Annotated in this window: 22 protein-coding genes; 12 read left to right on the top strand and 10 right to left on the bottom strand. The window is 36.7% G+C overall.

The genetic code is table 11. From position 1 onward, the window contains the following. Nucleotides 1-6 precede the first annotated feature (6 nt). The 9 genes from fadB to C1H58_RS09485 all read right to left on the bottom strand — a co-directional run bounded on the left by fadB (nt 7) and on the right by C1H58_RS09485 (nt 11,324). Nucleotides 7-2,268, bottom strand: a complete 2,262-nt coding sequence (gene fadB / locus C1H58_RS09525) for a 3-hydroxyacyl-CoA dehydrogenase/crotonase FadB (RefSeq protein WP_165546053.1) — start codon at nt 2,266-2,268, stop codon at nt 7-9. An 81-nt stretch (nt 2,269-2,349) separates the two neighbouring features. Continuing rightward, on the bottom strand, nt 2,350-3,561 hold the full coding sequence (gene fadE, locus C1H58_RS09520; protein ID WP_165546052.1) for an acyl-CoA dehydrogenase FadE: 1,212 nt from the start codon (nt 3,559-3,561) through the stop codon (nt 2,350-2,352). Between the two features lie 39 nt (nt 3,562-3,600). Next, the gene (gene fadD, locus C1H58_RS09515; RefSeq protein WP_165546051.1) at nt 3,601-5,130 is read right to left on the bottom strand and encodes a long-chain-fatty-acid--CoA ligase FadD; all 1,530 of its coding nucleotides are present in this window, start codon (nt 5,128-5,130) and stop codon (nt 3,601-3,603) included. Between the two features lie 30 nt (nt 5,131-5,160). Next, nucleotides 5,161-6,726, bottom strand: coding sequence for a fatty acid degradation protein FadX (gene fadX, locus C1H58_RS09510; protein WP_165546050.1), 1,566 nt, complete (start codon nt 6,724-6,726; stop codon nt 5,161-5,163). Nucleotides 6,727-7,066: 340 nt separating this feature from the next. Then, nucleotides 7,067-8,107: an acyl-CoA/acyl-ACP dehydrogenase gene (locus C1H58_RS09505; protein ID WP_165546049.1), complete on the bottom strand. Its 1,041-nt coding sequence runs from the start codon at nt 8,105-8,107 to the stop codon at nt 7,067-7,069. A 19-nt stretch (nt 8,108-8,126) separates the two neighbouring features. Beyond that, a complete protein-coding gene (locus C1H58_RS09500; RefSeq protein ID WP_050329833.1) occupies nt 8,127-8,894 on the bottom strand; it encodes an ABC transporter permease in 768 nt (255 codons plus the stop codon). 5 nt (nt 8,895-8,899) lie between these two features. After that, nucleotides 8,900-9,853, bottom strand: a complete 954-nt coding sequence (locus tag C1H58_RS09495; protein ID WP_165546048.1) for an ABC transporter substrate-binding protein — start codon at nt 9,851-9,853, stop codon at nt 8,900-8,902. Between the two features lie 12 nt (nt 9,854-9,865). After that, nucleotides 9,866-10,606 carry an ABC transporter ATP-binding protein gene (locus tag C1H58_RS09490; RefSeq protein WP_165546047.1) on the bottom strand — a complete coding sequence of 247 codons (741 nt, stop codon included), beginning with the start codon at nt 10,604-10,606 and terminating at the stop codon, nt 9,866-9,868. Between the two features lie 205 nt (nt 10,607-10,811). Beyond that, complete coding sequence (locus C1H58_RS09485) at nt 10,812-11,324, bottom strand: DUF4242 domain-containing protein (RefSeq protein ID WP_050329836.1); 513 nt, start codon at nt 11,322-11,324, stop codon at nt 10,812-10,814. A gap of 311 nt (nt 11,325-11,635) precedes the next feature. On the opposite strand from C1H58_RS09485, the gene C1H58_RS09480 reads away from it, so the two are divergent. Further along, a complete protein-coding gene (locus C1H58_RS09480) occupies nt 11,636-12,091 on the top strand; it encodes a P-loop NTPase family protein (RefSeq protein ID WP_165546046.1) in 456 nt (151 codons plus the stop codon). Between the two features lie 149 nt (nt 12,092-12,240). On the opposite strand, the gene C1H58_RS09475 is transcribed toward C1H58_RS09480, so the two are convergent. After that, nucleotides 12,241-12,756, bottom strand: a complete 516-nt coding sequence (locus C1H58_RS09475) for a peroxiredoxin family protein (protein WP_165546045.1) — start codon at nt 12,754-12,756, stop codon at nt 12,241-12,243. A 329-nt stretch (nt 12,757-13,085) separates the two neighbouring features. On the opposite strand from C1H58_RS09475, the gene rbsK reads away from it, so the two are divergent. The 11 genes from rbsK to nrdG all read left to right on the top strand — a co-directional run bounded on the left by rbsK (nt 13,086) and on the right by nrdG (nt 25,454). Then, a complete protein-coding gene (gene rbsK / locus C1H58_RS09470; protein ID WP_165546044.1) occupies nt 13,086-13,970 on the top strand; it encodes a ribokinase in 885 nt (294 codons plus the stop codon). Between the two features lie 1,711 nt (nt 13,971-15,681). Then, nucleotides 15,682-16,116: a DM13 domain-containing protein gene (locus C1H58_RS09465; RefSeq protein WP_016425999.1), complete on the top strand. Its 435-nt coding sequence runs from the start codon at nt 15,682-15,684 to the stop codon at nt 16,114-16,116. A gap of 62 nt (nt 16,117-16,178) precedes the next feature. Beyond that, a complete protein-coding gene (locus C1H58_RS09460; RefSeq protein WP_050329840.1) occupies nt 16,179-16,637 on the top strand; it encodes a DoxX family membrane protein in 459 nt (152 codons plus the stop codon). After that, nucleotides 16,615-17,301 carry a response regulator transcription factor gene (locus tag C1H58_RS09455; RefSeq protein ID WP_016426001.1) on the top strand — a complete coding sequence of 229 codons (687 nt, stop codon included), beginning with the start codon at nt 16,615-16,617 and terminating at the stop codon, nt 17,299-17,301. The genes C1H58_RS09460 and C1H58_RS09455 overlap by 23 nt, the downstream gene beginning before the upstream one ends. Beyond that, nucleotides 17,302-18,339, top strand: coding sequence for a sensor histidine kinase (locus C1H58_RS09450; protein ID WP_060829334.1), 1,038 nt, complete (start codon nt 17,302-17,304; stop codon nt 18,337-18,339). It abuts the gene before it with no gap. Nucleotides 18,340-18,680: 341 nt separating this feature from the next. Then, nucleotides 18,681-20,615: a BglG family transcription antiterminator gene (locus C1H58_RS09445; RefSeq protein ID WP_165546043.1), complete on the top strand. Its 1,935-nt coding sequence runs from the start codon at nt 18,681-18,683 to the stop codon at nt 20,613-20,615. Between the two features lie 12 nt (nt 20,616-20,627). Beyond that, nucleotides 20,628-21,074, top strand: coding sequence for a PTS sugar transporter subunit IIA (locus tag C1H58_RS09440; RefSeq protein WP_165546042.1), 447 nt, complete (start codon nt 20,628-20,630; stop codon nt 21,072-21,074). Beyond that, nucleotides 21,074-21,361 carry a PTS sugar transporter subunit IIB gene (locus C1H58_RS09435; RefSeq protein ID WP_165546041.1) on the top strand — a complete coding sequence of 96 codons (288 nt, stop codon included), beginning with the start codon at nt 21,074-21,076 and terminating at the stop codon, nt 21,359-21,361. The genes C1H58_RS09440 and C1H58_RS09435 overlap by 1 nt, the downstream gene beginning before the upstream one ends. Before the next feature lie 31 nt (nt 21,362-21,392). Then, entirely contained in the window at nt 21,393-22,739 is a 1,347-nt protein-coding gene (locus tag C1H58_RS09430; RefSeq protein WP_050329845.1) for a PTS ascorbate transporter subunit IIC, read from the top strand. A gap of 328 nt (nt 22,740-23,067) precedes the next feature. Next, nucleotides 23,068-24,918 (top strand): anaerobic ribonucleoside-triphosphate reductase, encoded by a 1,851-nt coding sequence (nrdD, locus tag C1H58_RS09425; protein WP_165546040.1) that lies wholly within the window; start codon nt 23,068-23,070, stop codon nt 24,916-24,918. Then, complete coding sequence (gene nrdG, locus C1H58_RS09420) at nt 24,915-25,454, top strand: anaerobic ribonucleoside-triphosphate reductase activating protein (RefSeq protein WP_165546039.1); 540 nt, start codon at nt 24,915-24,917, stop codon at nt 25,452-25,454. The genes nrdD and nrdG overlap by 4 nt, the downstream gene beginning before the upstream one ends. Nucleotides 25,455-25,557: the final 103 nt, after the last annotated feature.

Raw genomic sequence — 25,557 nt, 5'->3', positions numbered from 1 at the left:
ACAAACTTAGTTTCTTAAAGGCTTCCCATTTTTTAACATATAACTGATACGGTCATATGTGGGTTCTGATTTTAAAAGTGCAATAAAATGTTGTTTTTCCAGTTTTTGCATATAGCGTTGATTGATATAAGTGTTGCGCGGTAAGTTTCCGCCCGACAGTACTGTTGCAATGCGTACCGCGATATCATAGTCATGATCGCTAATGAAATGGCCCTCACGTTGTGCGTCAAGTTGACCTTTAGCTAAGGCGAGAAAATCTTGACCTAACGCAATGTATTGACGCTTAGGTTCAGGTCTGTAATGTGCATCAGCCTCGAATTGTGCCCGTTTTAAAGCGACTTCTACACGTCGATCTTGATTGAAAATAATGCTGTCTGTCGGTTTTAAAAAGCCATAACGGCGTGCTTCAAAGGCATTGGTAGAAACTTTAGCAAGACCAATTGTTTGTAACAGTTGTAACATAGATGCTTGTTTATCATTAAACAGGTGGTCAGTTTGGAAAATACGTCCAGCCAATTCAGCAAGGCCTCCGCCACTTGGTAATAAACCTACGCCTGCCTCCACTAAGCCGATATATGTTTCACTGCTCGCGACGACAAATGGAGAATGAAGCACCAGTTCACAGCCACCGCCTAATGCTCGGCCTTGAACCGCAGTCACAATAGGTTTCGTACTATATTTTAAGCGATTGAAACTTGAATGAAGCTTTTCGATTGCAGGTGCGACCCATTCTTCTACTTTTTGAGCTTCATGTGCTTCTTTCATCGCATAGAGATTAGCGCCTACACTAAAGTGGGGTCCTTCTGCGTAGATCACCATACTTGAGTAGGCTTCGTTTTCTAATACGTCAATTGCTTCGACCAAATCATCATTAAAGTCATCAGTGATAACGTTATTTTTACTTTGCAGTTTAAATAAAAGTTGACGTCTGTTAACAATTGCTAATTGTGAATCCTCACGATTCCAAATGACTTCATCAATTATTTCTGAAACAGGTGTCACATGTGCAATCGTTTCGCCCTCTTGGTAGAAGCCTTCTTCATGTGCTTCAATCCACTCTGGCAAGTCACCCAGTTCAGATTGTAGCCGTGCTTTCACACGCTCAAAGCCCATTAAATCCCAAAGCTGAAATGGGCCGAGTTTCCAGTTGAATCCCCATACAATAGCGCGATCGATATCACGGAAATCACTAGTGGCGTAAGGGACATTAATCGCAGCATAATAGAAATTGTTACGCAACGTTTCCCATAAAAATAGTCCAGCAGGGTCTTTCGCATTGAAGATGACATCTAAATTGTGTGCTAAATCTTTGTTGAATTCTGCCAATATTGGGAGTTGAGGCGCTTCAACTTGAATATAATCTTGTTGTTTTGGATCATAGACAAGTCTTTGATGCTGCTTTTTATCTTTCTTATAAAAGCCTTGCTTCGTTTTTCGACCGAGTGCACCCGCTTCATAGAGTTGATTGACTAAAGTGACATCTTTGAAGTAGGGTTTTTCTTTTTCTGATTGTTGCATTCCCTGCGTTACGGAAACGGCAATGTCTAGACCAACTAAGTCAGACAATGCATAAGTCCCTGTTTTTGGACGACCGATAATCTGTCCAGTGAGTGCATCCACTTCAGGAATAGATAAATTTTGTTGTTCTGCGCGATACATAATATCATTCATCGTTTGTGTGCCGACACGGTTTGCGACAAATCCGGGTACATCATTCACGACAATGACGCCTTTGCCTAAGACGTCTTCAGTGAAAGTATGCATCTCATCAATAATCTCTCTACGTGTTTGTTGATTTGGTATTAATTCGACCAATTTCATAATACGAGGTGGGTTGAAAAAATGTAACCCCATAAAACGCGCTTTGTCCGCGTCATTAAAAACTTTAGCAATAGCCTCAATCGGTATTCCTGATGTGTTCGTTGCAAAGTAAGCATGAGCTGGTGCAGACTGTGCGACACTTTTCCATATTTCGTGTTTGACGCTTAAGTCTTCTTTAACAGCTTCTAAATACAAGTCAGCATCATCATTTTCTAAGTCATCGTTAAAGTTGCCATAAGAAAGATTTGAAGCAAAATCTAAATCGAATAACAACGGTTTCTTAGGGTGTGTGATTCGTTCGTATGCAGCTCTAGAAATTTGATTGGGATCGGATTTGTCTAATACGATATCTAATAATTTAACTTTTAATCCTGCATTGACTAATACTGCGGCTAATTGTGCGCCCATTGTACCAGCACCAAGAATTGTAACTTTTCTGATCGTCATCATCATTCCTCCATTTCTAAGCAATTTCAAACTTAATTGATATGACATTGTGTGATAGATAGATTTTGAAGCATAAGCGATTTAAATAAATGCAGAAGTTCCCGTTAATGCGCGGCCAATGACCAGGGCATTAATCTCATGTGTCCCTTCGTACGTGTACATGGCTTCAGCGTCTGAGAAAAAGCGTGCAATGTCATAAGAGTCTGCTAAAATACCATTGCCTCCAGTTATCCCGCGCCCCATCGCTACGGACTCTCGAAGTCGTAACGTATTCATCATTTTGGCTGTGGATGTTGCGACCTCATCATATTCACCATTTTCTTGCATACGTGCCAGCTGTGCGCACATCGCCATCGCGTGTGTGAGATTACCTTGAATCATCGCCAGTTTCTCTTGAACAAGTTGAAATTGACTAATTGATTTTCCGAATTGTTGACGTTCTTTTACATAGTCGAGTGTGGCGCGCAATGTCCCAGCAAGCGCGCCGGTAGCCATATATGAGACGCCTGCGCGTGTAGAGTAAAGAATTTTAGCGATATCTTTAAAGCTTGTAATGTTTTGTAAACGGTCAGACTCTTTCACCGTCACTTGATTAAGGTGGATAAGTGCATTAGGGACAATACGTAAGGCAATTTTATTTTCTAAGATTTCAATGTCGACGCCTTCTTGATCAGGTGTCACAATAAAGCAATGCGGCTTTCCTGTAGCTTTATTAATCGCAAATACAGGGATGACATCTGAAACATGTGCGCCACCAATCCACTTTTTAGCACCATTTAATACCCACTCATCACCACGTTGCTCAGCGACAGTTTCTAAACCACCCGCAACGTCAGAACCGTGATCAGGTTCAGTTAACGCAAAACAAGTTCTCAGTTCATGAGACTGTAATTTAGGAACATATTTGGCCACTTGTTCTTTGCTACCACCAAATAAAAACGTATTATGACCTAATCCTTGATGTACCCCTAATAAAGTAGCAAGTGAAACATCGAAGCGTGCAATTGTGTAAGACATGAAAAATTGGAACAGTTGGCTTGGTGTTTTTGCATTTTCACGATTTTTAAAGAGTAGGGGATGACTAAAATAATTCAAGTCACCGATGTCTTTAAAATAATCTTCTGGAACAGTTGCATTGACCCAATGTTGATTAATGTCTTTACGGTATTTGCTTTCTAACAGATGATTGAGCTCTTCAAGTAATGTCAATTCGCCATTGGTTAACATTTTGGAAATGCTTAAAATATCTTCAGGGTAAAGTTTTTTCAATCTTGCTTCTTTTTCAGTAGTCATTTGACATTCCTCCTCAAAATTGCGTATACGATGTTTCCCTTATGCATTGTGATTGGCTTCGGAAGATGCTTCTTTATTCACTTTTGAATTCATCATTTCACGAATCACGAGTTTGTCTGGCTTTTGTGTTGAATTCAGTGGCATATGTGTGACGGGTAAATACATCCGTGGTACTTTGTAGCCTGCAAGACGTTCGCGCATATGCTTGTCCAATTGTTCAACATAGTCGGGCACTTTTTCTCGTAAAATAATAGCTGCAGCGATAGATTCTCCATATTTTGGATGTTCATATCCTACGACGACGCAACGATCAATTAATGGATGCTCAGCTAAGGCGTTTTCAACTTCTGATGGTAAGACATTTTCGCCACCAGTGATAATGAGTTCTTTCTTACGATCAATAATGTAAATATCGCCATCTTCATCTTTTTTAGCGAGATCCCCCGTTAAGAAGTACTGATTATGGAAAGATTTTTTCGTTTCTTCAGGCTGTCCCCAATACCCAGGTGTCACATTTTTAGAGCGAATGGCCAACTCCCCAATTTCGCCATCGCCCACTTCGTTTTTATCTTCATCCAACACTTTTGCGTCGACAAACATGACCGATTTACCAATGCTCATCGGTTTATGACGTGCATTTTCAGGTGTATTGACCATGACAAGAGGAGCTTCGGTTAAACCGTAGCCATTAATAATGTTAATGCCATATTTTTTGAATGCTTGTTGAATACTAGGTAAAGGTTGCGAGCCGCCTTGAATAACAAACTTGATGGCTCTAAAATCGTCAGGATTAAAGTTTTTTTGGTTCAATGTACTGTAATACATGGTTGGAATCATAATCAAAAAGTCTGGATGATATTGTGCGATGAGGTCATTGAGCGCCTCGCCATTGAAATAACGTTGTAAAACAAGCGTGCCACCGGACATTAAAGTAGGAAGAACTGTATCGTTAAAACCGAGCACATGAAACATAGGTGTTGAAATAATGGTTAAATACTCGGAGTTAAATTTATAAGTTAGTTCAATATTTGCGCCGTTATTGACGAACGATTCATATGAAAACATGACGCCCTTTGGCACACCTGTCGTACCACTTGTATAAATCAATGTAGCGAGATCTGTTGGCTCAACAGCTTTGGCTTTGTAAACATGATGTTGAGAGGGGTCAACTATTTGATTGTATGCATCTGAATCTATGTCCATATGCAAATAATCAGGATTAATCTCATTAAGTGAACTCAAATGCCTTTCTGCGTAAAAAAGAATTTTTAAACCTGAATCTGACACAACACCGGCAATTTCTTTAGGATTAAGTCGCCAATTGATAGGAAGAAAGACTGCGCCCATTTTAAATGAGGCAAATAATAAATCCAATATGGCGACATCATTAGGTGCAAATATACCAATGACATCTCCTTGTTGAATCCCTTGTGATTCGAGATAATGTGCCATATTATCCGCACGAATATTGAGTTGTTGATATGTCCATTGTGTCTCTTTAAATGGATCGATGACAGCTGGTTTTTCAACATCAAAATCTGCGCGTGTTTTGATCCAGTCGAAATTCATAAATATACCCCCTTGTTTCATTTTTGATCGTCATGCTTCTGTCTGTATGCGATCTAAAAGCGCCCCCCATACGTGATGATAAATGGATGTGTCGATGGTTTTCAGATTTTTGGAAACGAGCGGTCTAAAGCCCATTTGAGCAATGACATCTCGCTCTATATCTAGTCCTGGTGCGACTTCTATTAGCATCAATCCATCTTGAGTTAATTGAAAGACGGCACGTTCCGTCACATAATAGATTTCTTGCTGAAGTGACTTGGCGTAATCCGCATTAAAGTCAATATTGGATACGTTTGAGACAAATTTTTGCGTCTGTCCTTGTTGTTCAACATGTAAGGCTTGATTTGACACGCTCAGTTGACCCCTAGCAACTAATGTGCCAGAGAAAACAATTTTTTGGACAGACTGACTAATGTCGATGAAACCACCACAGCCATTCATTCGATGACCGAAATATGAGACATTGACATGACCGTATTGATCCACTTCTGCAAAACTCATAAATGCGATTGAAATACCACTGTTATAAATAAAATCCCAAGTTAAATCGTGGCGCATACGGGCATCAACGTTAAAATTCATACCGTAGTAGTCACGACTTCCGATAAAACCACCAAATATGCCAATATCCATAATCGGCTGGACTAGATGTTCCACACGTTCCTCATGCAGGAGGTTCGTGAGTTCGTTATTGATGCCAAAGCCAATGCTAATCGTATCGCCTGTTGTTAAAAATTGAGCCGCCCGACGTAAAATTAATTTTCGTATGCTGAACGGTAAGGGGGGCTCCGGCAAAGATTCAACACGCATTTGCCCAGATAGTGCAGGGCTATATTGTGTTTGAATCAATTGACGGTGATAGGCGATATCTTCTACAACATAAATATAATCAACGAGAGAACCTGGTATAAAAACATGATTTGGATTTTGTTGACGACTATCAACAATAGCTTTCACTTGAACAACGACTGTCCCGTGATGGGCTTTGGCATTTAATGCAACACTGTAACTTTCACCAAGATGCGCTTCTTCATCCATATAAATATTGCCTTTTTCATCAGCATAAGTGCCTCTTAAGAGTGCAATATTAACGGCTGGTAAATGATAATGAAGAAATTCCTCTCCTTCAATATTAATTAAAGAGACTAAAGATTCTTGTGTTTTTTCATTAGCTTTACCGCCTTTATATCGCGGGTCAATATGTGTATGAAGACCGATTTTAGTAATGATACCTGGTGTGAGATGATTGGTTTGACGGTAATGTGTGGCAATCACACCTTGTGGTAAAAAATACGCTTCAACTTGATTCGATTGAATCGCCTGCGCTGTCAAAGGGGAAGCCGTCATTATACTCATGATGATGCGATCGACCATATTGCGTTGAATGAAATGGTCTAAATCAATCGTATGGCCTCCTGTACTAATGTCATTTGCTAACATAAAAGTGAGATGCGCAGGTGAAGCTGTTTCATCATACTGCTCTGCTAATCCGTAAAGTAAAGCTGTAGGAAGGTTAGAAACAGTGAGTGCAGCTAAACCAATCACATCGCCATCATGTATCAATGTTTTGAACGTTTCCAAAGTACATTGTTTCATTTACGACAGCTCCTTACACATAATGTAAACCCTTACATGAAATATAACATAGTTCACAAAATTGTAAAAAGAAAAAGACTTTATTTTCAGATATTAGTCACAGTATAGACATAAATAGAGTCGTTGAGCCTTTGTCTCCGTTGGAATTCAGTAAGTGGGTTCGTGATAAAAATGTTTCTTAATCTACATACATTTATGAGGATAAAGAGGTAAGAGTGATTTAAAAAGAATGACTCGGTTTACGTAAAGTAGAACATTATCCCATACGCAAACCGGTCAGTGATGGTCATTCATCCATAGAGGAAGAAGCCGTTGACTTCAAATTGTTGATGAAGCGGTATTATTGTGATTGTAGCGTGGTTTCGAGTTTGCCTAAATGTCTTAATGTAGGCGTTAGTGCGGCAAAGAAAAAGCCTTCTTTGAGTTTACGTGCTTGTGGTGCTTTGGGTGAATAAGCACGAGAGCCACCATTGACCATGGAAGCTTGATTGACTTCTAATAAAAGATAGCCTAGCGCTTTTTTGAGTTGAACGAGTTCTAAAAGGTGTGTTTGTAACGTGTCTTGATGGCTTTCAAGTAAGGTATAAAATTGTTGATGTAACTGACGATACCTTTGTTCATAAGCTCTAACGTCATATTCTAGATAAGCATTGATGCCGTTTTGTGCATTTGAAAATTGGCGGATTAAGTCCAATGAACTTTTAATCGCACCAAGTGCAATTGGAATTTGAAGTGCAATAAATTGCGGACGTATCGCTGAAGCAAATTGTTCGGCCTTTTTAGTAATGATTTGGTCTTTAGTCACGTTGACTTCATCAAAAGTAATGCGATATGTAGCAGAACCATTGACGCCAAAGAAATTTGATTTTTCTTCTAACGTGAGCCCTGCTGTATTGGCACGTATAATAAACATAACCAGTTCTCCGTTATTTTGATGTTGAGAAATTGCACCAAAATAGTGGTCAGATCCAATATTACTTACGGCAGGTAGTTGTCCATTGACTACGATTGTATCGCCATGATCAACATGTGTTAAGTTAAAACTTTCAAGATCATTGAAAGATTTCATCGGATTAGATAAACCCGTAGCCCCCAATACTTCGCCTGATAAAATTTTCTGTTGCAAATCGCGATAGAGTGCGGGTTGTTTTGCTTGTTTTAAATAAGTAGAAAAGGCCAGTTGGCACCATAAACAAAAGCCCGTAGTCAGACAAGCTTCTGAGACTTTTTCGATAGACTGTGCATTTTTTATGAGATTGTCTTCTGAAAAATGGCCTTCTGTGAAAAGTTGTTGGATGAATGATTTAGCATAGTAATCACCGTAATCAATATCAATTAAATAAGGTTCTAGTTCATTTTCAATCAGTGTGTCGATAGACATGCGTGACGCCTCCTATAAATTAAGATTCCCCAAAGTGCTTGAGCATTAATTTTTCTAAATAACTAATGAGCCGATCGATTAAAAATCCAAAAAGCCCGATAAAAAAGATAGCCGATAAGACATCTTCTAAATTCAACATATTTCGTGAATCTACAATCAAGAAGCCTAAGCCAGACTGCGCTCCAATCATTTCTCCAGAGACTAAGAAAATCCAACTCGTTCCAACAGCGATATGTATCCCTGTCATCATGTACTTAAATGCGCCTGGAAAAATAATATTTTGATAGAGCTTCCATCCGGTTAAGTTCAAATTGCTAGCTATTTTTAAATAATGCGGGTCAATCGTACGTACGCCTTTAATCGTATTAAAGACAATTGGAAAGAACGCAGCAATAAAAATAATTACAATCGCTGGCAAGTTTCCAATGCCAAACCATAGGACGATAAAAGGGGACCACGCAATAGGCGATATGGGCCTTACTAATTGGAGTAAAGGTTCAATCGCGTGAAAAGATGCATCATTGCGGCCTAATAAAATGCCAATAGGAATTGCCAACACAATCGCAAAGATAAACCCAATGACGAAGCGGTAGAGACTAATACTGAGATGGATGCCAATTTCCCCGGTTATAATGAATTTCCAAATGCTTGCCCCAACTTGTAAGGGACTTGGTAATAGGATAGGGGGATAGTGACCTATCCAAATGACAAGTTGCCAAATAAAAAGAAAAAGTACAAAAGTAATTAAAGGGAGTATAAAGCGTTGAGATAACCGACTATTGCTCATAGGAACTAACCCTCCTTGTATAATGATGGATCTACAAAACTGTCAAAAGAAGGGGGTTCGAATAGATGATGTTCAGAGACGCTTTTAGCGATGTCACGATACCCCTTTTCCTTAATTGTTAAGTCGCCATAAGATGTCCATTGTGCCGATTGTTCAAGTATTTTACGATTTTGCTTATAATTTTTTTCCATCACATCGACACTTTTTTTAGTGTCCGTCATGTCGTACCCTGCTTGTTTGTAATCACGCATAAATTGGCGCACAGCTTTTTGATTATGCTGAATCAAATCTTCTTGAAGTACGAGTACGCAACAGTAAGCATCTGGAATAATATCACCGCCATGTTGCAAGAGTTGCCCTTTTCCTAACTTTTCACCTATTGCGCCAAAAGGTTCAGCAACGGAATAGCCAGATATACGTTTTTCACTCAAGGCGGCAGGCATTTCAGCAGGTGCCATTTCATGATAATGAAAGTGACCCGGTTGTATATTAAGTTTTTCTCTCATCCGTTCTAATAATAAATAGTGTGTCGAATATCGATGCGGAATCGCAAAGGAATAATCGCGATTAGATTTAAAATCATGTAAATGATGTCCTTTTTGACCGAGAACGACATTCCCTTCATGATGACCGAGCGCGACAGATTTAATCGGCGCACCTTTCGACTTTGATTTCATTGCTAATTCGATTAATGTAGAAGCGCCATCAATACGTCCGCTGTTCAAAGCATCCATTAAGTCTGGCCAGTTATTAAAGCGGACGAGCTTTATTTTATAATTGCGCTGTTTATTTTTTTCGTTAATCTCTTTGGTCATCATTAGATTAGCTGCATGGGTAATCGGTAAATAGCCAATTTTTATTGTCTTTTGTGTATGTGTCGATGTCTGACTCTGCTGTTGAGGCGCACAAGCACTGACTAAGAGGGTACATATGAGTAAAAATAATATCATCTTTTTCATGGAAATCCCTCGCTATAAGTAATATTCAGGTTCAGCCATCTGATGGTTGATCGCAAAGTCTTCCATGATCTGATTACGTATTGCAAGCAGTTGATCATCATTGCGGTTTCTTGGGTGTGACTGTTGAATAGGGTATTGTTTGATGATTTGACAGCCCTCGCCTAACAAGATAACTTCGTCCGAAAGATAAAGGGCCTCATCAATGTCATGTGTGACTAAAAGTAACGTGGCATGAGTATGTGTCCGTAAGGTAATCAATTCGTCTTGCAATTTATATCGTGTAAATGCATCTAGAGCACCAAGAGGCTCATCTAATAAAATCACTCGAGGTTGATGCACAAGGGCACGACAGATGGCAACACGTTGTTGCATACCACCAGATAATGCATCTGGGAACTGAGCCCCTGTGCCTTCTAAACCTACCGTCGCAAGATACATATTCATTTCATCGGTTGGAATTTTATGTGCTAAACCTAATTGAATGTTGTCATGAATGGTTTTCCAAGGTAATAAATTATGATGTTGAAATAACATTAAACAGTCTGAAGAAGGGGATGTTTTATGTATACCATCAATCGTAACTTGGCCGGTGTGAGGGGGTAAAAAACCACCAATAAGGTTTAACAGTGTTGACTTTCCACACCCACTTTTACCGATAAAACTGATAATTTTACCTTTTGGAATCGTTAAATTAAAATCTCGAATCACATGATGTGCGCCAAAATAATGATTGAGTCCTTGAATTTGAATCATGAACACCCTCCTTAAATCATACAAGAATACTATGTTTTGTAGTTAGAGTAGAGGGAGTGGGCTTGAATATGAAAACCATTGTCCCACTCCCTGAGAATGAAATGTCTATGAAGTTGAATTGTGTAAAGAGATTTTTAAGCGCACAAAACGAGAAAAAATAAGTCATGCGCAGAGTAGCCGTCTTCGGATGTAAGGAAGTGCATTTTTAAATTTTTTCAATATCATCAATAGGTGTATCGACTGCTTCGCGTGCACGACGAACAGCATCTTCATTTGGTGCGTTATATAAGCAGACGCATTTTGTCATATCTTCACAGACGTACGTTCTTTGAAATTGTACTTCAGGAACTTCTTCATAGTGAACAGAGTTTTTCTTTTTACGCTCTAAATATTGGTCCATTGTAATCCCTTCAGGAATATTCCAAGTCACGAGGTAATCTATAGAAACGTCTCCTTTTTTAATTTCATCTAAGTCTTTGCCTACAAGGCGGACTTCTTTAACAAGACTCACTTGAATGGATGCATCTTCTAGAAATTGCTTTGCTTCTGCCTCACTGTCACTTTCCACAATAAAATAACCATGTGACAGATCTTCAGTCACTTGTACTTCAATCAGTTCTGGTCCTGGTTGTTCAGAAAGAAATTTGACCTTTTCATCTAATTCGACTGATGATTTTGCAAAAGATAAATTTTGTGTTTCTAATAAAAATAGTGCCATAAATAGAACCTCCATCAATTAAGATACAGTTATACTATAATAATTCCTATCAGAAAACAAGGGATTTATGATAGATAAATCTGAATTTTTTGATAATAAAAAAGATAAGAAAATAATTGTACGGTTGTTAATTAAAACTTAAAATTTTTGTATTTAAAATAGGCATACCATCTTATAAAGTCATTTTCCACCTGTACGTTTTCAATGTGGCTTTGACTCGAAATTTCACCACGAGTTATAATGATATGCACATGTAGGACGGGATGTGGAATACAAAGACGTTTATTCATATGAAGACGGGAGTGGGAGAGATGTATCAAAGGATTGTCATTGTTGGAATGCCGGGATCTGGGAAGTCAACACTTGCTGAAAGAATAGGGGAGCGATTACATATTCCTGTAACGCATTTAGACCAATTTGCTTGGGAAGATGGGGAATTGGTGGCATCGCATGTTTTAGAACAACGCATCGTTAATTTAGTTAAAAATGAAAAATGGATTTGTGACGGTACTTATTCGAAGACGCTTGAACTTCGGATTAAAAATGCGGATTTATTGATTTGGCTTACTGATTCAAGATGGAAATGTATATTGCGCGTAATCTATCGTTACGTCAAAAATAAGTTTAGGCCTCAAATTGGTCATAACCCAGACATTATCAGTTTAGATTTTCTAATCTATATATGGAACTACAATAAAAAGTTTGAAGCATTAATAAACGAATGCTATGCACCTTACTACTCAAGCTGTCAACTATGGATAAGGTGAATTTTTTATGTATGTTAATGAGATTGTAATTAACATACATAAAGATTGAAAACAATAGAAAAACCGAGGTTGGGATGTCATTTCCAGCCTCGGTTCAATTGTTGTAGTGCAAATTTAAAATAAACGTATTTGCATACTTCAGCTATACTTTATGATTGGCTTTGGTATGTTTTTTTAATATATTGAATTGTTTTACGAAGTTCAGTCATTGTTGGACGGCCGAATGGATTCGTTTGTTTTTGTTGATATAACAAACGATTGTCTTCAGATATTAAGAAATAAGCAGGCTCGTTATGTGAACCGTGATCATCATAAATAGAGTCATCTGGATGTTTGAAAACGCCGTAAGTATCTGCAAATTTTGAGTCGTTATCTACTAAAACTGGATAAGGAACGCTTTTTTCTTCTACCATTTTTTGTAAGTTTTCAGCACTATCATCTGAAGTTAAGATAATTTTAATATCTTTTCCTTCAAAATAACCTTTATTTTTAATTAATTGATCCAATTCTTCCATACATACTGGACACCAAGAACCACGGAAATTAATCACAAAATACCATTGATTTGGATGGTCTTGTTGAAATTGATGGAAATTAAAAGTTGAATCGTCTGTTGCTTTAAGTTCAAAGTTAGGCATTTGTGCGCCAAGTTTAAATTCAGTCATACATGATAACTCCTTTCAAGTAGTCGTAATATAAATTCAATATATCATTATTGAATATAATATAAAAACGGAAAGCTTGAGTGCTGTAAAACTAAATGAAGTTATGAATTTGTTTTTGGAAGTATGATGAAGGAAAAAACGCACTAGAATAGCGGAAACGTAGGCGACGATATGATAGTGCTTTCTAAAGATAATATAGATATCCGTTGTAGGAAAAACAAACCACGAGAATTGATTTGAAAATTAAATTTATAGGTATCGTTATATTAGCAAAATGATGGGCAAATGGATAAGATGGAATAGAAGAGAAACATCAAGGAGGAATCGTTATGCAACACATATTTGTAATTGGAAGCGCTTCAATGGATTTGGTTGTGTCTTCAGAAATTGTACCTGAACAAGGAGAGACGGTTTTGGGTGAGCATTTTTTCACAACTCCAGGTGGTAAAGGCGCAAATCAAGCCGTCGCAGCAGCAAGGTTAGGAGATCATGTTCACATGATTGGATGCGTAGGTAATGACACATTCGGAACACAACTTAAAGAGAATTTTGAACAAAATGGCGTACAGATGGACGGCATTCAAATGATTGATTCCGTGCCAACGGGAACCGCACATATCACACTTTCTCAAAATGATAACCGTATTATTGTTGTGCCTTCTGCGAACTATGAAGTGACACCACAGCGAATTCAACCTTTTTTAGAGCGTTTAAAACCGAAAGATATCGTGTTAATTCAACAAGAAATACCTGAAGAAACAGTGAAACATGTTATTGCGTATTGTTATCAACATGAAGTGATTTCTATTCTAAATCCAGCACCTTATCGTGAGATTCCACAACAGATGGTTGAACAAGCGACATACTTAACACCTAATGAAACTGAAAGTGCCAAAATGTTCGATGGCGCGCCTATCGAAACAGCGCTTGAAAAATATCCTAATCAATTGATTGTGACATTAGGTTCAGCGGGTGCAATTTATCATAATGGAGATTCACTTGTGAAAGTGCCAAGTTTTAAAAGAACAGTCAAAGATACGACAGGTGCAGGCGATACTTTTAATGGTGCGCTAGCAGTCGGTTTACAAAAAGGATACACACTGACAAAAGCCATTGAATTTGCTAATTTAGCGGCAAGTCATTCAGTGACTGGCATGGGTGCACAAGGTGGTATGCCTTATCTTGATGATTTAAAAGAAGAATTTGAAATATAAATTTACGTTATATTAAAGAAGTGGGGCATGTCGTTTTTTAATGACTTCTGAAAATGAAGTTATGATCATGTGTCACTTCTTTTTTATGCATGAAATAACAATATATAGCAGCGATTGAGATGTATTCAAAGGTTGTCGGTAGAATCGAGTCGCTTCTCACCGTGAAGTCTCTGTCATTAACAGGTGTAAAGTGAAAAGTCGGAATATCAAGAAGGCGACTCAATCAAATGGCGGATAAAATAAGGGACCCCAGATGTGAGATGAAGCACATCTGGGGTATAAAGGTTTTAAGATTTTAAGATGATTTTTAATTATCTAGAGTTGTAAAAATGATACTAGATGTTTCGAGACTATTGATATATACGAAAGGGAGTGTATCGATATACCAACAATCCGCGCTACTATAGAATCAAGTTGTAATTATTTGGAGGTGTTACGCTTATAGGGGTATGACGTAACGACCATCGTGTATCACTATGCTAAGGGCTATTTGACATAATGATACATGTGCTCTTAGTGACATTATCATATTGTCGGTAGAATCACATGTACTAGAGGGATGACATGCGATTTTGTTATGACAATTCGCTAGGAGTTCATACCTGTTGTTTAATCTTACTTTAGCTATGGAGGATAAACATTTCTGTTGTAACAATCCGCCATCTGTTAATGGTCTAAAATTGTTCAACTTGGCTTTTACTTGTTAAGGGAATATTAATTCTTGCCTACTGTTGTCCTTTAAGGAATGACTGATATGTGTATGATTTTGACCCTTTGCTGAAGTGACCTATACGATAGAAAAATAAATCATGTCGAATTTGTAAGTCATGTTTAAAATGGCTTCAAATTGAATTGTGTGCACACATTCATTGTCATTACGACGACAAATTTAGATTTCTATAGCAATCGAGATAACTACCAACATAAAATATGAAAGTATGAATATCTCAATTGTCATGTTCAAAAGATTAACGTGATTTCATTAATTTATTCAAAACGTTCATACGGTCATCACAGAGTACGCATGAGACCATGCCTTTGAGACCAGATGAATCATTGTAAAAAAATGATAAGTGGACATTCACTTGTTATTCACGCATATCAATTTGAACACTTTTAAGATAGCATATAATTTTAGCTTTGTAAATAAAAAAGTTAGGTTAACCTAAAAATATTTATGAATGATGCTATTTTATAGGGTTTATTCGTATTTTGAAGAAATAAAATAGTGTCATTTTTAGCAATATATTTATATAAAATTCGAAGTGTATTATTGTGAGAAAGTAATCTATTAATATAAGAAGTAAAATGTTAAATAGCCTGATCGTGACGTGTAATGACTGATAGGGTGTTCTTTTCAGAAGTTTTTCATCATTACATTCAACGGTGAGGTTTGTTTTTTCTATAGTATAAAATATTTTGTCATAAGATAACTCTAATTAATAAGATAAATCAAAAATAAAATAGCTGAACATTATTGAGTGTATGTATTTGCATGGCAAGTAAAGGGGGAAACGCGGTATTTACACCACTTATAACCTGCATCATCTTATATTTTGTTTCATTCTTATATATATAAATAATTGTAAAATATAAAAGAAATGACTGTTAATAGTTATTTAAGAATTATTAATACCTAGTTTATGTCAATCAACCATCGCGTTATTTACAATGATATATGTAATCTCAATTTAGAAAGAAGGAATTATTTATGAATATAAAAATGGCTTTAGTATCAGGTGCATTAGCGACAACATTTTTATTAGGTGCTTGTGGCAATGACAACATGGACAAAAAAGAAGACAACAAAGCTGAGACATCTATGCAAGATAAAAATGTAGATAACTCAAAAGTAATGAAATCAGGTACTTTTAAAGGCGAAAACAACGAAACAGTTAAAGGTAAAGCTGAAATCAAAGACGGTAAGTTAATGTTAACAGACTACGAATCATCAAAAGGTCCAGACTTACACGTTTACTTAACAAAAGGTAATGACATCAAAAAAGGTGAAAAATTAGACGAAGTTAAATATGACGAATCTACACAAACTTTTGATCTTAAAGGTGTTAAAGCAGAAGACTACGATACAGTAACTATCTACTGTGACAAAGCACACGTTATTTTCGGTTCTGCAAAACTTAAATAATCATCAAGATATAACATCAAGTAATCAACAAGAAGCAACATCAATAAGAAAGGAGTGAAGATATGTCGATAGCTTATAAAGTCTTAATTCTCCTTATTCGTTTAGGATCAGGTTTTTATATACTGATGCAAGGTTTTGAAAAGTTAACAGGTGGATTTGCAATTGACGGATTGGTTTCAGTTATACGTGACAACCAGGATTCCCCCCAATGGTTTAAGTCATTTTTCGAGTTCGGTGTTGCAAATCATTTAGAACTTTTCAAGTGGATGGTACAACTAGGTGAGATTGCAATTGGTTTAGGTCTCATTTTAGGTGTGTTATCTTACACTGCGAGTTTCTTTGGCGTGTTCATTATGTTAAATTATATTTTAGCTGATATGATTTTTACTTACCCAGTGCAACTTTTATTCTTTGTCATTTTATTAATGAATAAAGAAACGTTAGCAGCAATTAGTTTAAATCATTTCATCAAACGTAAAAATATAAGGAATGATGAAAATGGCGCACATACTCATAGTTGATGACGAGCAAGACATCAGAGAAATCTGTAAAACTTATTTCGAATATGAAGGTTATCACGTTTCAACCGCATCTAATGGCGTAGAAGCAATGGAATTGTTGGATACCCATGTGGATGTCATGGTGATTGATATCATGATGCCCGAGATGAATGGTTACGAAGTTGTACGTGAAATGAAGAATAAAGGACTCGACATCCCATATATTTATCTAACTGCTAAAACAAGCGAACATGACACCATCTTCGGCTTAATGTTGGGGGCTGATGACTATGTCAAAAAACCATTCAGCCCACGTGAATTAGTGATACGTGTTAAAAATCTTCTACACCGTGTCAACGTCACAAGTCCTTCCACACAAGACACGATTCGTTGTGGAAAACTCGTATTAAATAATTTAACTAAAACCGTAGAATTAGAGGGAGAACTTATCCCATTCCGTATCAAAGAGTTCGAATTGTTATGGCATTTTGCAAATAATGAATCAGTCGCATTGTCCAAGACAGATTTATTAGAACAAGTTTGGGGTTACGAGTACTATGAAGATATGAACACACTTAATGTTCATGTCCATCGTATTCGCGAAAAACTAGAAAAATATGGCTATGACGACTATATTATCGCAACGGTATGGGGTCTAGGCTATAAGTTTCAGAGGCAGATTTAAATGACGATACGTAAACAATTAATCTATTCGTTTATCGTTACGATTATTACAACGACATTTTTATTTTATACATTATACAAACTGATGTGGTTTGACGGACCACTTACCATTCTTTTGACATTGTGTTCATTCCTTTCCGGTATGATGACACTAATTATCGGTATCTTTTTTACAGTCCCCATGATAAAAAAGATTGAAAAGTTGAATGAAAAAACGCAAAAAATCGCAAAAGGCCAATTTGAAACGGAGAAACTCAAAATTAATGCCCCTAAAGAAATAAAAGAATTGAGTGAATCCTTTGATCAAATGGTCGATAAAATTCAAGAGCAAATGAATTTAATTAAAGAAGAGCAAGAAGAAAAAATGAATATGGTGCAAAACCTCGCACACGACTTAAAAACGCCCTTAGCGAGTATTAAATCCTATTCAGAGGGATTACGAGATGGCATTATTCATAGTGAATCAGATACACAAAAGGCCTACAGTATCTTAATTAATCAGTCAGATCGACTATCAAGAATGTTTGATGATATCACAGACGTCATCACAGTTAACTACCAAGAAAATGAACTGACACAAATTCACATTGATCAACTATTAATCCCTATTTTTGAAGTCTACTCACAACGATTACAACATGAACAAAGAGAACTAGACGTAAAAATAGCAGAAAATATCAAACCTTTCACACAAGACCAGCGCGCAATAGAACGCATCATCATGAATTTCATTGACAACGCGCTTAAATTTTCAGAACACGGTTCGCCCTTAGCCGTAGAGGTCTTTGAAGTAGATGATGAAATCGCAATTTCGATTTCTGACTCAGGTATGGGTATTCCAGAATCAGATATTAAAAATATATTTGAAAGAACTTTCAGAGTCGAAAGTTCAAGACACAAAGATACAGGTGGTTCCGGACTTGGCTTGTACATTGCTCAAACATTGGCACATCAAATCGGTGGTCATATCGAAGTTGAGAGTACGTATGGTCAAGGAACGACAATCACTTTACGCTTCCCTCCACAAGATAGATTATAATTTCTCAATAACAATATTTCTCTAACCTTCCATAAATTTATAAATAGATAAAACGCTAGGATCCTCCACAAGTCCTAGCGTTTTTTATTATGTTCAACACTTTTAGCACTTTCCCATATTAAAAAGAAAAGATGAAATGTGATATGAACGCGCATAACTAATACAAGTAGCTACAGGGTTTTCACTTTATACATAAGTAAGCATGACAGTAATCATATACAACTTGTACTTTATAATATAAATTGCTTTGCATATGAAATTTTTCGTTTTATTTAAAGAAATAGATTGCACATCTACTGTAAAATGCAAACGTTTACAATAGATATATAGGAGGTTCGATTTTGCTTACTAATAGACAATATGAGATTTTAAATCAATTAATGAAAGCCGAGGAGTATATTTCAATTGCAGATTTAGCAAAAGCCTTTGATCGATCTGAGCGTACCATCCAGTATGACTTGGAATATATCGAATTTATGGAAGATAAGTTGAAATTGCAAGTTCAGCGAAGCAAATCAAAAGGAATCAAAATCAAGTGCTTAGATGAAAATATGATAGCGCATATGAGTGAAGCAATATTTCCAGAAGTGCACTATACAAAAGATGAGCGGCAGTTACAAATCTTATTATTCCTTTTTGAAGCTAATAGTCCTGTGAATTCTAGAATGCTTTCCACACTTGTGAATGTATCTAGACGCACGATTGTAGACGATCTGAAAAATGTGACCAAGTGGTTATATGCACACCATTTAAACTTGGCTTATTTAAAAAATAAAGGCTTTATCATTGAAGGTTCAGAAGCCAGTTATCGAAAAGCATATGGAGAAGTTATACACGCTTATTTTAAAACAACGAGTGAATTGATACGTAAAAATTTATTCGATGAAGAAGAGCTACAAGTAATTAGAGAAATTGTATTACGTGTGTTAGAAGAAGTCCATTATCCACTTTTTCAAATTGCAATTGACGGTTTAGTTATACATCTATTAATTGCCATACAACGCGTCAAAGCATCTTGTACAATATCAGGACCTCCAGACCTTTTGAAGGCTCATAAAGGCACAGACGCTTACGAGATTTCACAAGCGATTAAAAATGAAGTTGAAAAAACATTTGAAATTCATTTTCCTGAGTCAGAAGCGCTTTTTATTGTACTACATTTATTAGGAGCCAAAAAAAATAAAATTGGTAATCAGGATGAACAAAATGACGAACTTAAAATATTGATTTATCAATTCGTCGAAAGAGTCGGAGCTGCACTGGGCGTAGATTTAATTAAAGACAGTAAATTACTTAATGGCTTATATATTCATCTTACACCTGCTTTGAATCGAATGACTTACAATTTGAAACAACAAAATCCACTTAAAAATGACATCTATACTCAATATCCTGAATTGATTGAAGTTATTACGCAGCATATATGGATTTTTGAAGAGCTTTATCATGTTTCATTTTCTGAGGATGAAATTGCATACTTAGTCATTCACTTTGCTTCATGTTTTGAAAGATTAACGAGTGAAAATGAACATAAAATCAGAGTAGTTTTGCTTTGTGGGTCAGGAATAGGGACTTCACAGTTGTTAAAGGCAAAATTGAGTAAAGTCTATCCAGAATTTGATATTTTAGACGCTTATTCTTTGTATCAAATTGATGAGTCGGAATTGCTAAGACGCGGTGTAGAATATGTCATCACAACAGTACCTATTGAATTAAGTTCGATTCAGTGTATAAAAGTGAGTCCTTTTCTAGATAAAAAGGATAGAGATCAATTGAACTTATTGATTAACCAAAAAAGAGAACGATTAGTCGATGATATTTCAGAGCATGGTTTTTCTCTAAGAGAGGTTCTTAAACCTGAAAGATTGGGCGTCGTGAAAGAGAAATTTAATCGAAATGAAGCAATTTCGCATGTTATAGCTCCATTAGAAAAAAGCGGAATAGTGAATGATTCATACAAAAAAGAGATTATGAATCAATTAGATGCATTTGGTGCCTATATGGTTATAAGTCCTCATATTGCTTTAGTGCATGCAAGTTCTAAGCACGTCAAAAGTGGAATGGGAATGACATTATATTGTTTTCAGCAAGGTGTCGATTTTCAACATGAACGTTATGATCCTGTGAAAATAGTGATTGGACTTGCAACGAGTCATCCACACATACATTTAAACGCACTAAAGGAGTTGAACGATATTTTATTACATTCTTCAATAAGAAATGAACTGCTGAATGGTAATTTAGAAGGGTTATATGCATATTTACAAAGAAATTAAAGGAGGCAAATAATGTCTTTAGAAAAGCTAACACAGGACAAGGTTGTCGTAAAAGAAAGAGTGAGCACTTGGGATGAAGCCATACGGGAGGCTTCACAACCTTTATTAGAGCAAGGCTTTTTCAATGTTTCTTATGTGGATGCAATGATTGAAAGTGTCAAAAGTCTCGGGCCTTATATTGTTATAGCCCCTGAAATAGCGATTGCACATGCACGTCCAAGTAAGGATGTATATGACGTTGGCATAAGCTTGTTGAAATTGAATCAGCCTATTAACTTTGGTGAAAATAGTCATTATGCGCGCTTAATATTTGTAATCAGTGCTATCGACCATCAAGCGCACCTTGGTATTTTACAAGATTTAGCTCATATATTAGGCGATACAGAAATAGTTAAAGAATTATTGGCTTGTCAAAACGCAGATAAAATATTAGGAACATTAAGAGGAGGAAATAAATAATGAAAATTTTAGTTGTTTGTGGTCATGGTTTAGGAAGCAGTTTTATGGTTGAGATGAATGTGCAGGATGTATTAAAAAACATAAGTGTTAATGAAAGCATTGAAGTTGAACATAGTGACATTATGACAGCCAGTCCAGAAATGGCAGACTTATTTATTTGTGGTAGAGATCTTGAAGAAAATGCTTCGCGTTTAGGAGAAGTATTGGTACTAGATAATATTCTTGATAAGCAAGAGCTAGAAGAAAAGCTACTTGAACGCTTAAAAACTTTTAATTTAATTGATTAGGACCCTAAATATCATACAAGGAGTGTTTGAAATGAAAGCGATACTTGATTTTATTGTAGATGTTTTGAGTCAGCCAGCTATCTTAGTAGCGCTCATTGCTTTTATCGGTTTAGTAGTGCAAAAGAAACCCGCTTCCGTTATTACGAGTGGAACGATAAAGACAATTTTAGGATTTTTGATTTTAAGTGCAGGCGCAGGTGTTGTTGTTCAATCACTAGAGCCATTCGGTAAGATATTCCAGCATGCTTTTGGTGTTCAAGGTGTTGTTCCTAATAATGAAGCGATTATATCAATTGCGCTTAAAAAATATGGAACGACAGCAGCACTAATTATGGTTTTTGGGATGTTAGTCAATATCTTAATTGCACGTTTTACAAATTTGAAATACATCTTCTTAACAGGCCATCATACATTTTATATGGCAGCATTTTTAGCTATACTCTTAACTGTTGGCCAAATTAAAGGGACATGGACGATTATTTTTGGTTCAATTATTTTAGGATTGATTATGGCAGTATTTCCAGCGTTGGCTCAACCAACGATGCGGAAAATCACAGGAAATGATCAAGTGGCATTAGGTCACTTTGGAACAGTGAGTTATTGGGCGGCAGGTGAAATTGGTAAATGCTTCCGTGGTAAATCAAAATCAACTGAAGAGATTAAGTTTCCAAAAGGACTAAGTTTTTTGAGAGAAAGTACAATTAGTATTTCACTTACAATGATTGCGTTATATTTAATTGCAAGTTTGTGTGCAGGTGTGGGATATGTTCATGATAAAGTAAGTGATGGACAAAATTTCTTAGTCTTTTCATTAATCCAAGGGGTTACTTTTGCAGCTGGTGTATTTATCATTTTAACGGGTGTACGACTCATTCTCGCGGAGATTGTGCCAGCCTTTAAAGGTATCTCTGAAAAATTAGTTCCACATTCTAAGCCAGCGTTAGATTGCCCAATCGTCTTTCCGTATGCGCAAAATGCGGTATTAATTGGCTTTTTTGTTAGCTTTTTAACCGGGGTTTTAGGGATGTTTGTCATGTTTCTCATCGGTGGAGTGGTCATATTACCTGGCGTTGTTCCGCATTTCTTTTTGGGGGCAACTTCTGGGGTGTTTGGTAACGCGCGGGGCGGTGTTAAAGGTGCAGTTGCGGGCTCAATGGTGAATGGAATACTCATTACTTTTCTACCGCTACTTTTTTTACCGTTCTTAGGAGATCTTGGTTTAGCGTCGACAACTTTCTCAGATACAGACTTTTTAGTTGTTGGTATTGTTTTTGGTAATATTGTTAAATACTTGGGAGTTATTGGATTAACTATTGCAATAATTGCTATTGGTGCTATTGCGATGTTTTTCCAAAAACGTAAATCGGTTCATGAATGATAAATTCAACGTTAAGAAAACAATAAGATAGAAAAATAGTGATTCATCAAAAGTCGCATAAATTGTTTTAACCTCCGTACTAAAATCAGTACGGAGGTTAAATTTCGTCTTTTCATACCGAGCTTTTGAAATAGCAGTTGGACTAGTAACTTGGGATCAGTTAAGCCCTTTGAAATATAATTTCCAATCCAATCTAACGCAATATTTTGTTCACATAATGTTTGAAAAGAAATGACAAATTCGTAAATCCGTCAGTTATCATTTGAAAAGTACTATATATAGTGTTTATGATTGTTTGTAGATACTATATATAGAAAAGAGTGATATTTTGACACAACTGGAAAAAGAACTTACTGGTTTAATGACAAAAGATCCTACAATAGTAAATGAAAATGCAAATAAGGATAGTGAAACGTTTTCAACAATGCGTGATTTGACTGCAGGGGTAGTCTCAAAATCGTACGCTTTAGATTATTTATTGCCAAAACACGTGGCAGAGGCACATCGAAAAGGGGAAATACACTTTCATGATTTAGATTATCATCCATTTCAGCCATTAACAAATTGTTGTTTAATCGATGCTAAAGGGATGTTGGCGCAAGGCTTTCAAATTGGCAATGCGCAAGTCACATCTCCTAAATCGATACAAACAGCAGCCGCACAACTCGTTCAAATTATTGCGAATGTATCGAGCAGTCAATACGGGGGTTGCACGATTGATCGAGTTGACGAATTATTAAGTACATATGCGAAATATAACGAACAAAAACATCGTGATATTGCGCAGCAATTTGTAGACGAAGCGCATATTGAAACTTATGTCGATCAACGTGTGACACAAGATATTAGTGATGCGATTGAAAGTCTAGAATATGAAATTAATACATTATATACATCTAATGGACAGACACCTTTTGTGACTTTAGGCTTTGGTCTTGGTACGGATGAACTTAGTCGCAAAGTCCAAACAGCAATTTTAAAAACACGAATTAAAGGGTTAGGTAAAGATCGAATTACAGCCATTTTCCCAAAACTTGTCTTTTCAATTAAAAAAGGAACGAATTTGGCACCGTCAGATCCAAACTATGACATTAAACAATTGGCTTTAAAATGTTCTATGAAACGCATGTATCCAGATATTTTAAATTACGACAAAACTGTAGAGTTGCTTGGTGATTTTAAAGCACCTATGGGTTGCCGCTCATTTTTACCGGCTTGGCAAAATGAGAATGGTGAATATGAAAATAGTGGTCGTTGTAATTTAGGTGTTGTCACTTTAAATGTGCCACGCATTGCGATTGAATCAGAAGGCGACATTGAACGTTTTTGGATTTTATTTGATGAACGGATGCAAGTGCTACACGATGCATTGGCTTATCGTATTGAACGTGTGAAAGAAGCGGTGCCAAACAATGCGCCAATTTTATACAAACGCGGGGCTTTTAAATACCGTCTTGATGAAAACGATTCGGTGGACGCTTTATTTAATAAGCAACGTGCGACTGTCTCTATGGGGTACATTGGACTTTATGAAGCAGCGACAGTGTTCTTTGGGCCTAATTGGGAAACTAACGCAGATGCGAAAGCTTTTACACTTGAAATTTTAAAAAAGATGCAAGCTTATCAATATAGTTGGACTGAAGCGCATGACATTTGGTTTAGTATTTATAGCACACCAAGTGAGTCTTTGACAGATCGATTTTGCCGTTTAGACTATGAGGCGTTTGGCTCGATTCCTGATATTACAGATAAAGGTTATTATCAAAACTCGTTTCATTACGATGTACGAAAAGACGTGACACCGTTCGAAAAATTAGATTTTGAAAAAGATTATCCTCATTTTGCAAGCGGTGGTTATATTCATTATTGTGAGTACCCTAAATTAGACCATAATGTGAAAGCGCTTGAAGCGGTGTGGGATTATTCATACGATCGTGTGAGCTATTTAGGTACAAATATCCCAATCGATCGTTGTTATGACTGTGGTTTCGAAGGAGACTTTGAAACAACTGAAAAAGGTTATAGTTGCCCACATTGCGGAAACCATAATCCTGAAACGGTCGATGTTGTTAAACGGACATGCGGTTATTTAGGTAATCCTGTGCAACGGCCAATGATTGAAGGGCGTCATAAAGAAATGTGCGCACGTGTGAAACATATGAAAGCGAATCCCTCATGATTGCACAAAAAATAAAAAAGGGTGCAGGTTATATCGCTAAAATCGAATACCAAAGCTTCGTCGATGGAGAAGGTGTACGTTGCAGTGTCTATGTTTCGGGCTGCCCATTTTTATGCGAAGGTTGTTACAATGTGGCAGCCCAAAATTTTCGATATGGTGAACGGGCAACGGAAACATTGATATCGGAAGTGTTAGATGCGTGTGCACCGGAATATATTTCAGGATTAAGCATTTTAGGGGGCGAACCTTTTTGTAATTTAGATATTGTTATCCCATTAGTACATGCTTTTCGAGAACGCTACGGTAGCCGGAAATCAATTTGGGTTTGGACAGGCTTTTTATTTGAGTATTTATGGTTTGCAAATGATGAACGGACTGCGTTATTAAAACAAGTTGATGTCATTGTAGACGGCATGTTCATTCAAAAATTATATCAACCTAATTTGCCCTATAAAGGGTCATTAAATCAACGTGTCATTGATGTCCAACAGTTTATTAAAACCGAAATGATCAGCCAGTCGATTTACATTGAATAAACAGGCTACGTGTTGATACGAACAGACATTTTTCAAATTTTTTCAATTTGTAAGAAAATTCGGATTTGTGTATTGACATCGTTAAAGATGTTAGATAGACTTG

The organism is Staphylococcus sp. 191 (assembly GCF_011174885.1).
Lineage (GTDB): Bacteria > Bacillota > Bacilli > Staphylococcales > Staphylococcaceae > Staphylococcus > Staphylococcus coagulans.
Note: the sequence above shows the minus strand (reverse complement) of the source record. Positions and strands in the feature narration are given on the sequence as shown.

Excerpts from the sequence above, each read along its gene's own strand:
- fadE (WP_165546052.1), bottom strand. The coding sequence starts at position 3,561 with ATGACTACTGAAAAAGAAGCAAGATTGAAAAAACTTTACCCTGAAGAT.
- C1H58_RS09450 (WP_060829334.1), top strand. The coding sequence starts at position 17,302 with ATGACGATACGTAAACAATTAATCTATTCGTTTATCGTTACGATTATT.
- C1H58_RS09465 (WP_016425999.1), top strand. The coding sequence starts at position 15,682 with ATGAATATAAAAATGGCTTTAGTATCAGGTGCATTAGCGACAACATTT.
- C1H58_RS09505 (WP_165546049.1), bottom strand. The coding sequence starts at position 8,107 with ATGTCTATCGACACACTGATTGAAAATGAACTAGAACCTTATTTAATT.
- C1H58_RS09455 (WP_016426001.1), top strand. The coding sequence starts at position 16,615 with ATGGCGCACATACTCATAGTTGATGACGAGCAAGACATCAGAGAAATC.
- C1H58_RS09440 (WP_165546042.1), top strand. The coding sequence starts at position 20,628 with ATGTCTTTAGAAAAGCTAACACAGGACAAGGTTGTCGTAAAAGAAAGA.
- nrdG (WP_165546039.1), top strand. The coding sequence starts at position 24,915 with ATGATTGCACAAAAAATAAAAAAGGGTGCAGGTTATATCGCTAAAATC.
- fadX (WP_165546050.1), bottom strand. The coding sequence starts at position 6,726 with ATGAAACAATGTACTTTGGAAACGTTCAAAACATTGATACATGATGGC.
- C1H58_RS09430 (WP_050329845.1), top strand. The coding sequence starts at position 21,393 with ATGAAAGCGATACTTGATTTTATTGTAGATGTTTTGAGTCAGCCAGCT.
- fadD (WP_165546051.1), bottom strand. The coding sequence starts at position 5,130 with ATGAATTTCGACTGGATCAAAACACGCGCAGATTTTGATGTTGAAAAA.
- C1H58_RS09475 (WP_165546045.1), bottom strand. The coding sequence starts at position 12,756 with ATGACTGAATTTAAACTTGGCGCACAAATGCCTAACTTTGAACTTAAA.
- C1H58_RS09490 (WP_165546047.1), bottom strand. The coding sequence starts at position 10,606 with ATGATTCAAATTCAAGGACTCAATCATTATTTTGGCGCACATCATGTG.
- C1H58_RS09460 (WP_050329840.1), top strand. The coding sequence starts at position 16,179 with ATGTCGATAGCTTATAAAGTCTTAATTCTCCTTATTCGTTTAGGATCA.
- C1H58_RS09495 (WP_165546048.1), bottom strand. The coding sequence starts at position 9,853 with ATGAAAAAGATGATATTATTTTTACTCATATGTACCCTCTTAGTCAGT.
- fadB (WP_165546053.1), bottom strand. The coding sequence starts at position 2,268 with ATGACGATCAGAAAAGTTACAATTCTTGGTGCTGGTACAATGGGCGCA.
- C1H58_RS09480 (WP_165546046.1), top strand. The coding sequence starts at position 11,636 with ATGTATCAAAGGATTGTCATTGTTGGAATGCCGGGATCTGGGAAGTCA.
- C1H58_RS09500 (WP_050329833.1), bottom strand. The coding sequence starts at position 8,894 with ATGAGCAATAGTCGGTTATCTCAACGCTTTATACTCCCTTTAATTACT.
- rbsK (WP_165546044.1), top strand. The coding sequence starts at position 13,086 with ATGCAACACATATTTGTAATTGGAAGCGCTTCAATGGATTTGGTTGTG.
- C1H58_RS09435 (WP_165546041.1), top strand. The coding sequence starts at position 21,074 with ATGAAAATTTTAGTTGTTTGTGGTCATGGTTTAGGAAGCAGTTTTATG.
- C1H58_RS09485 (WP_050329836.1), bottom strand. The coding sequence starts at position 11,324 with ATGGCACTATTTTTATTAGAAACACAAAATTTATCTTTTGCAAAATCA.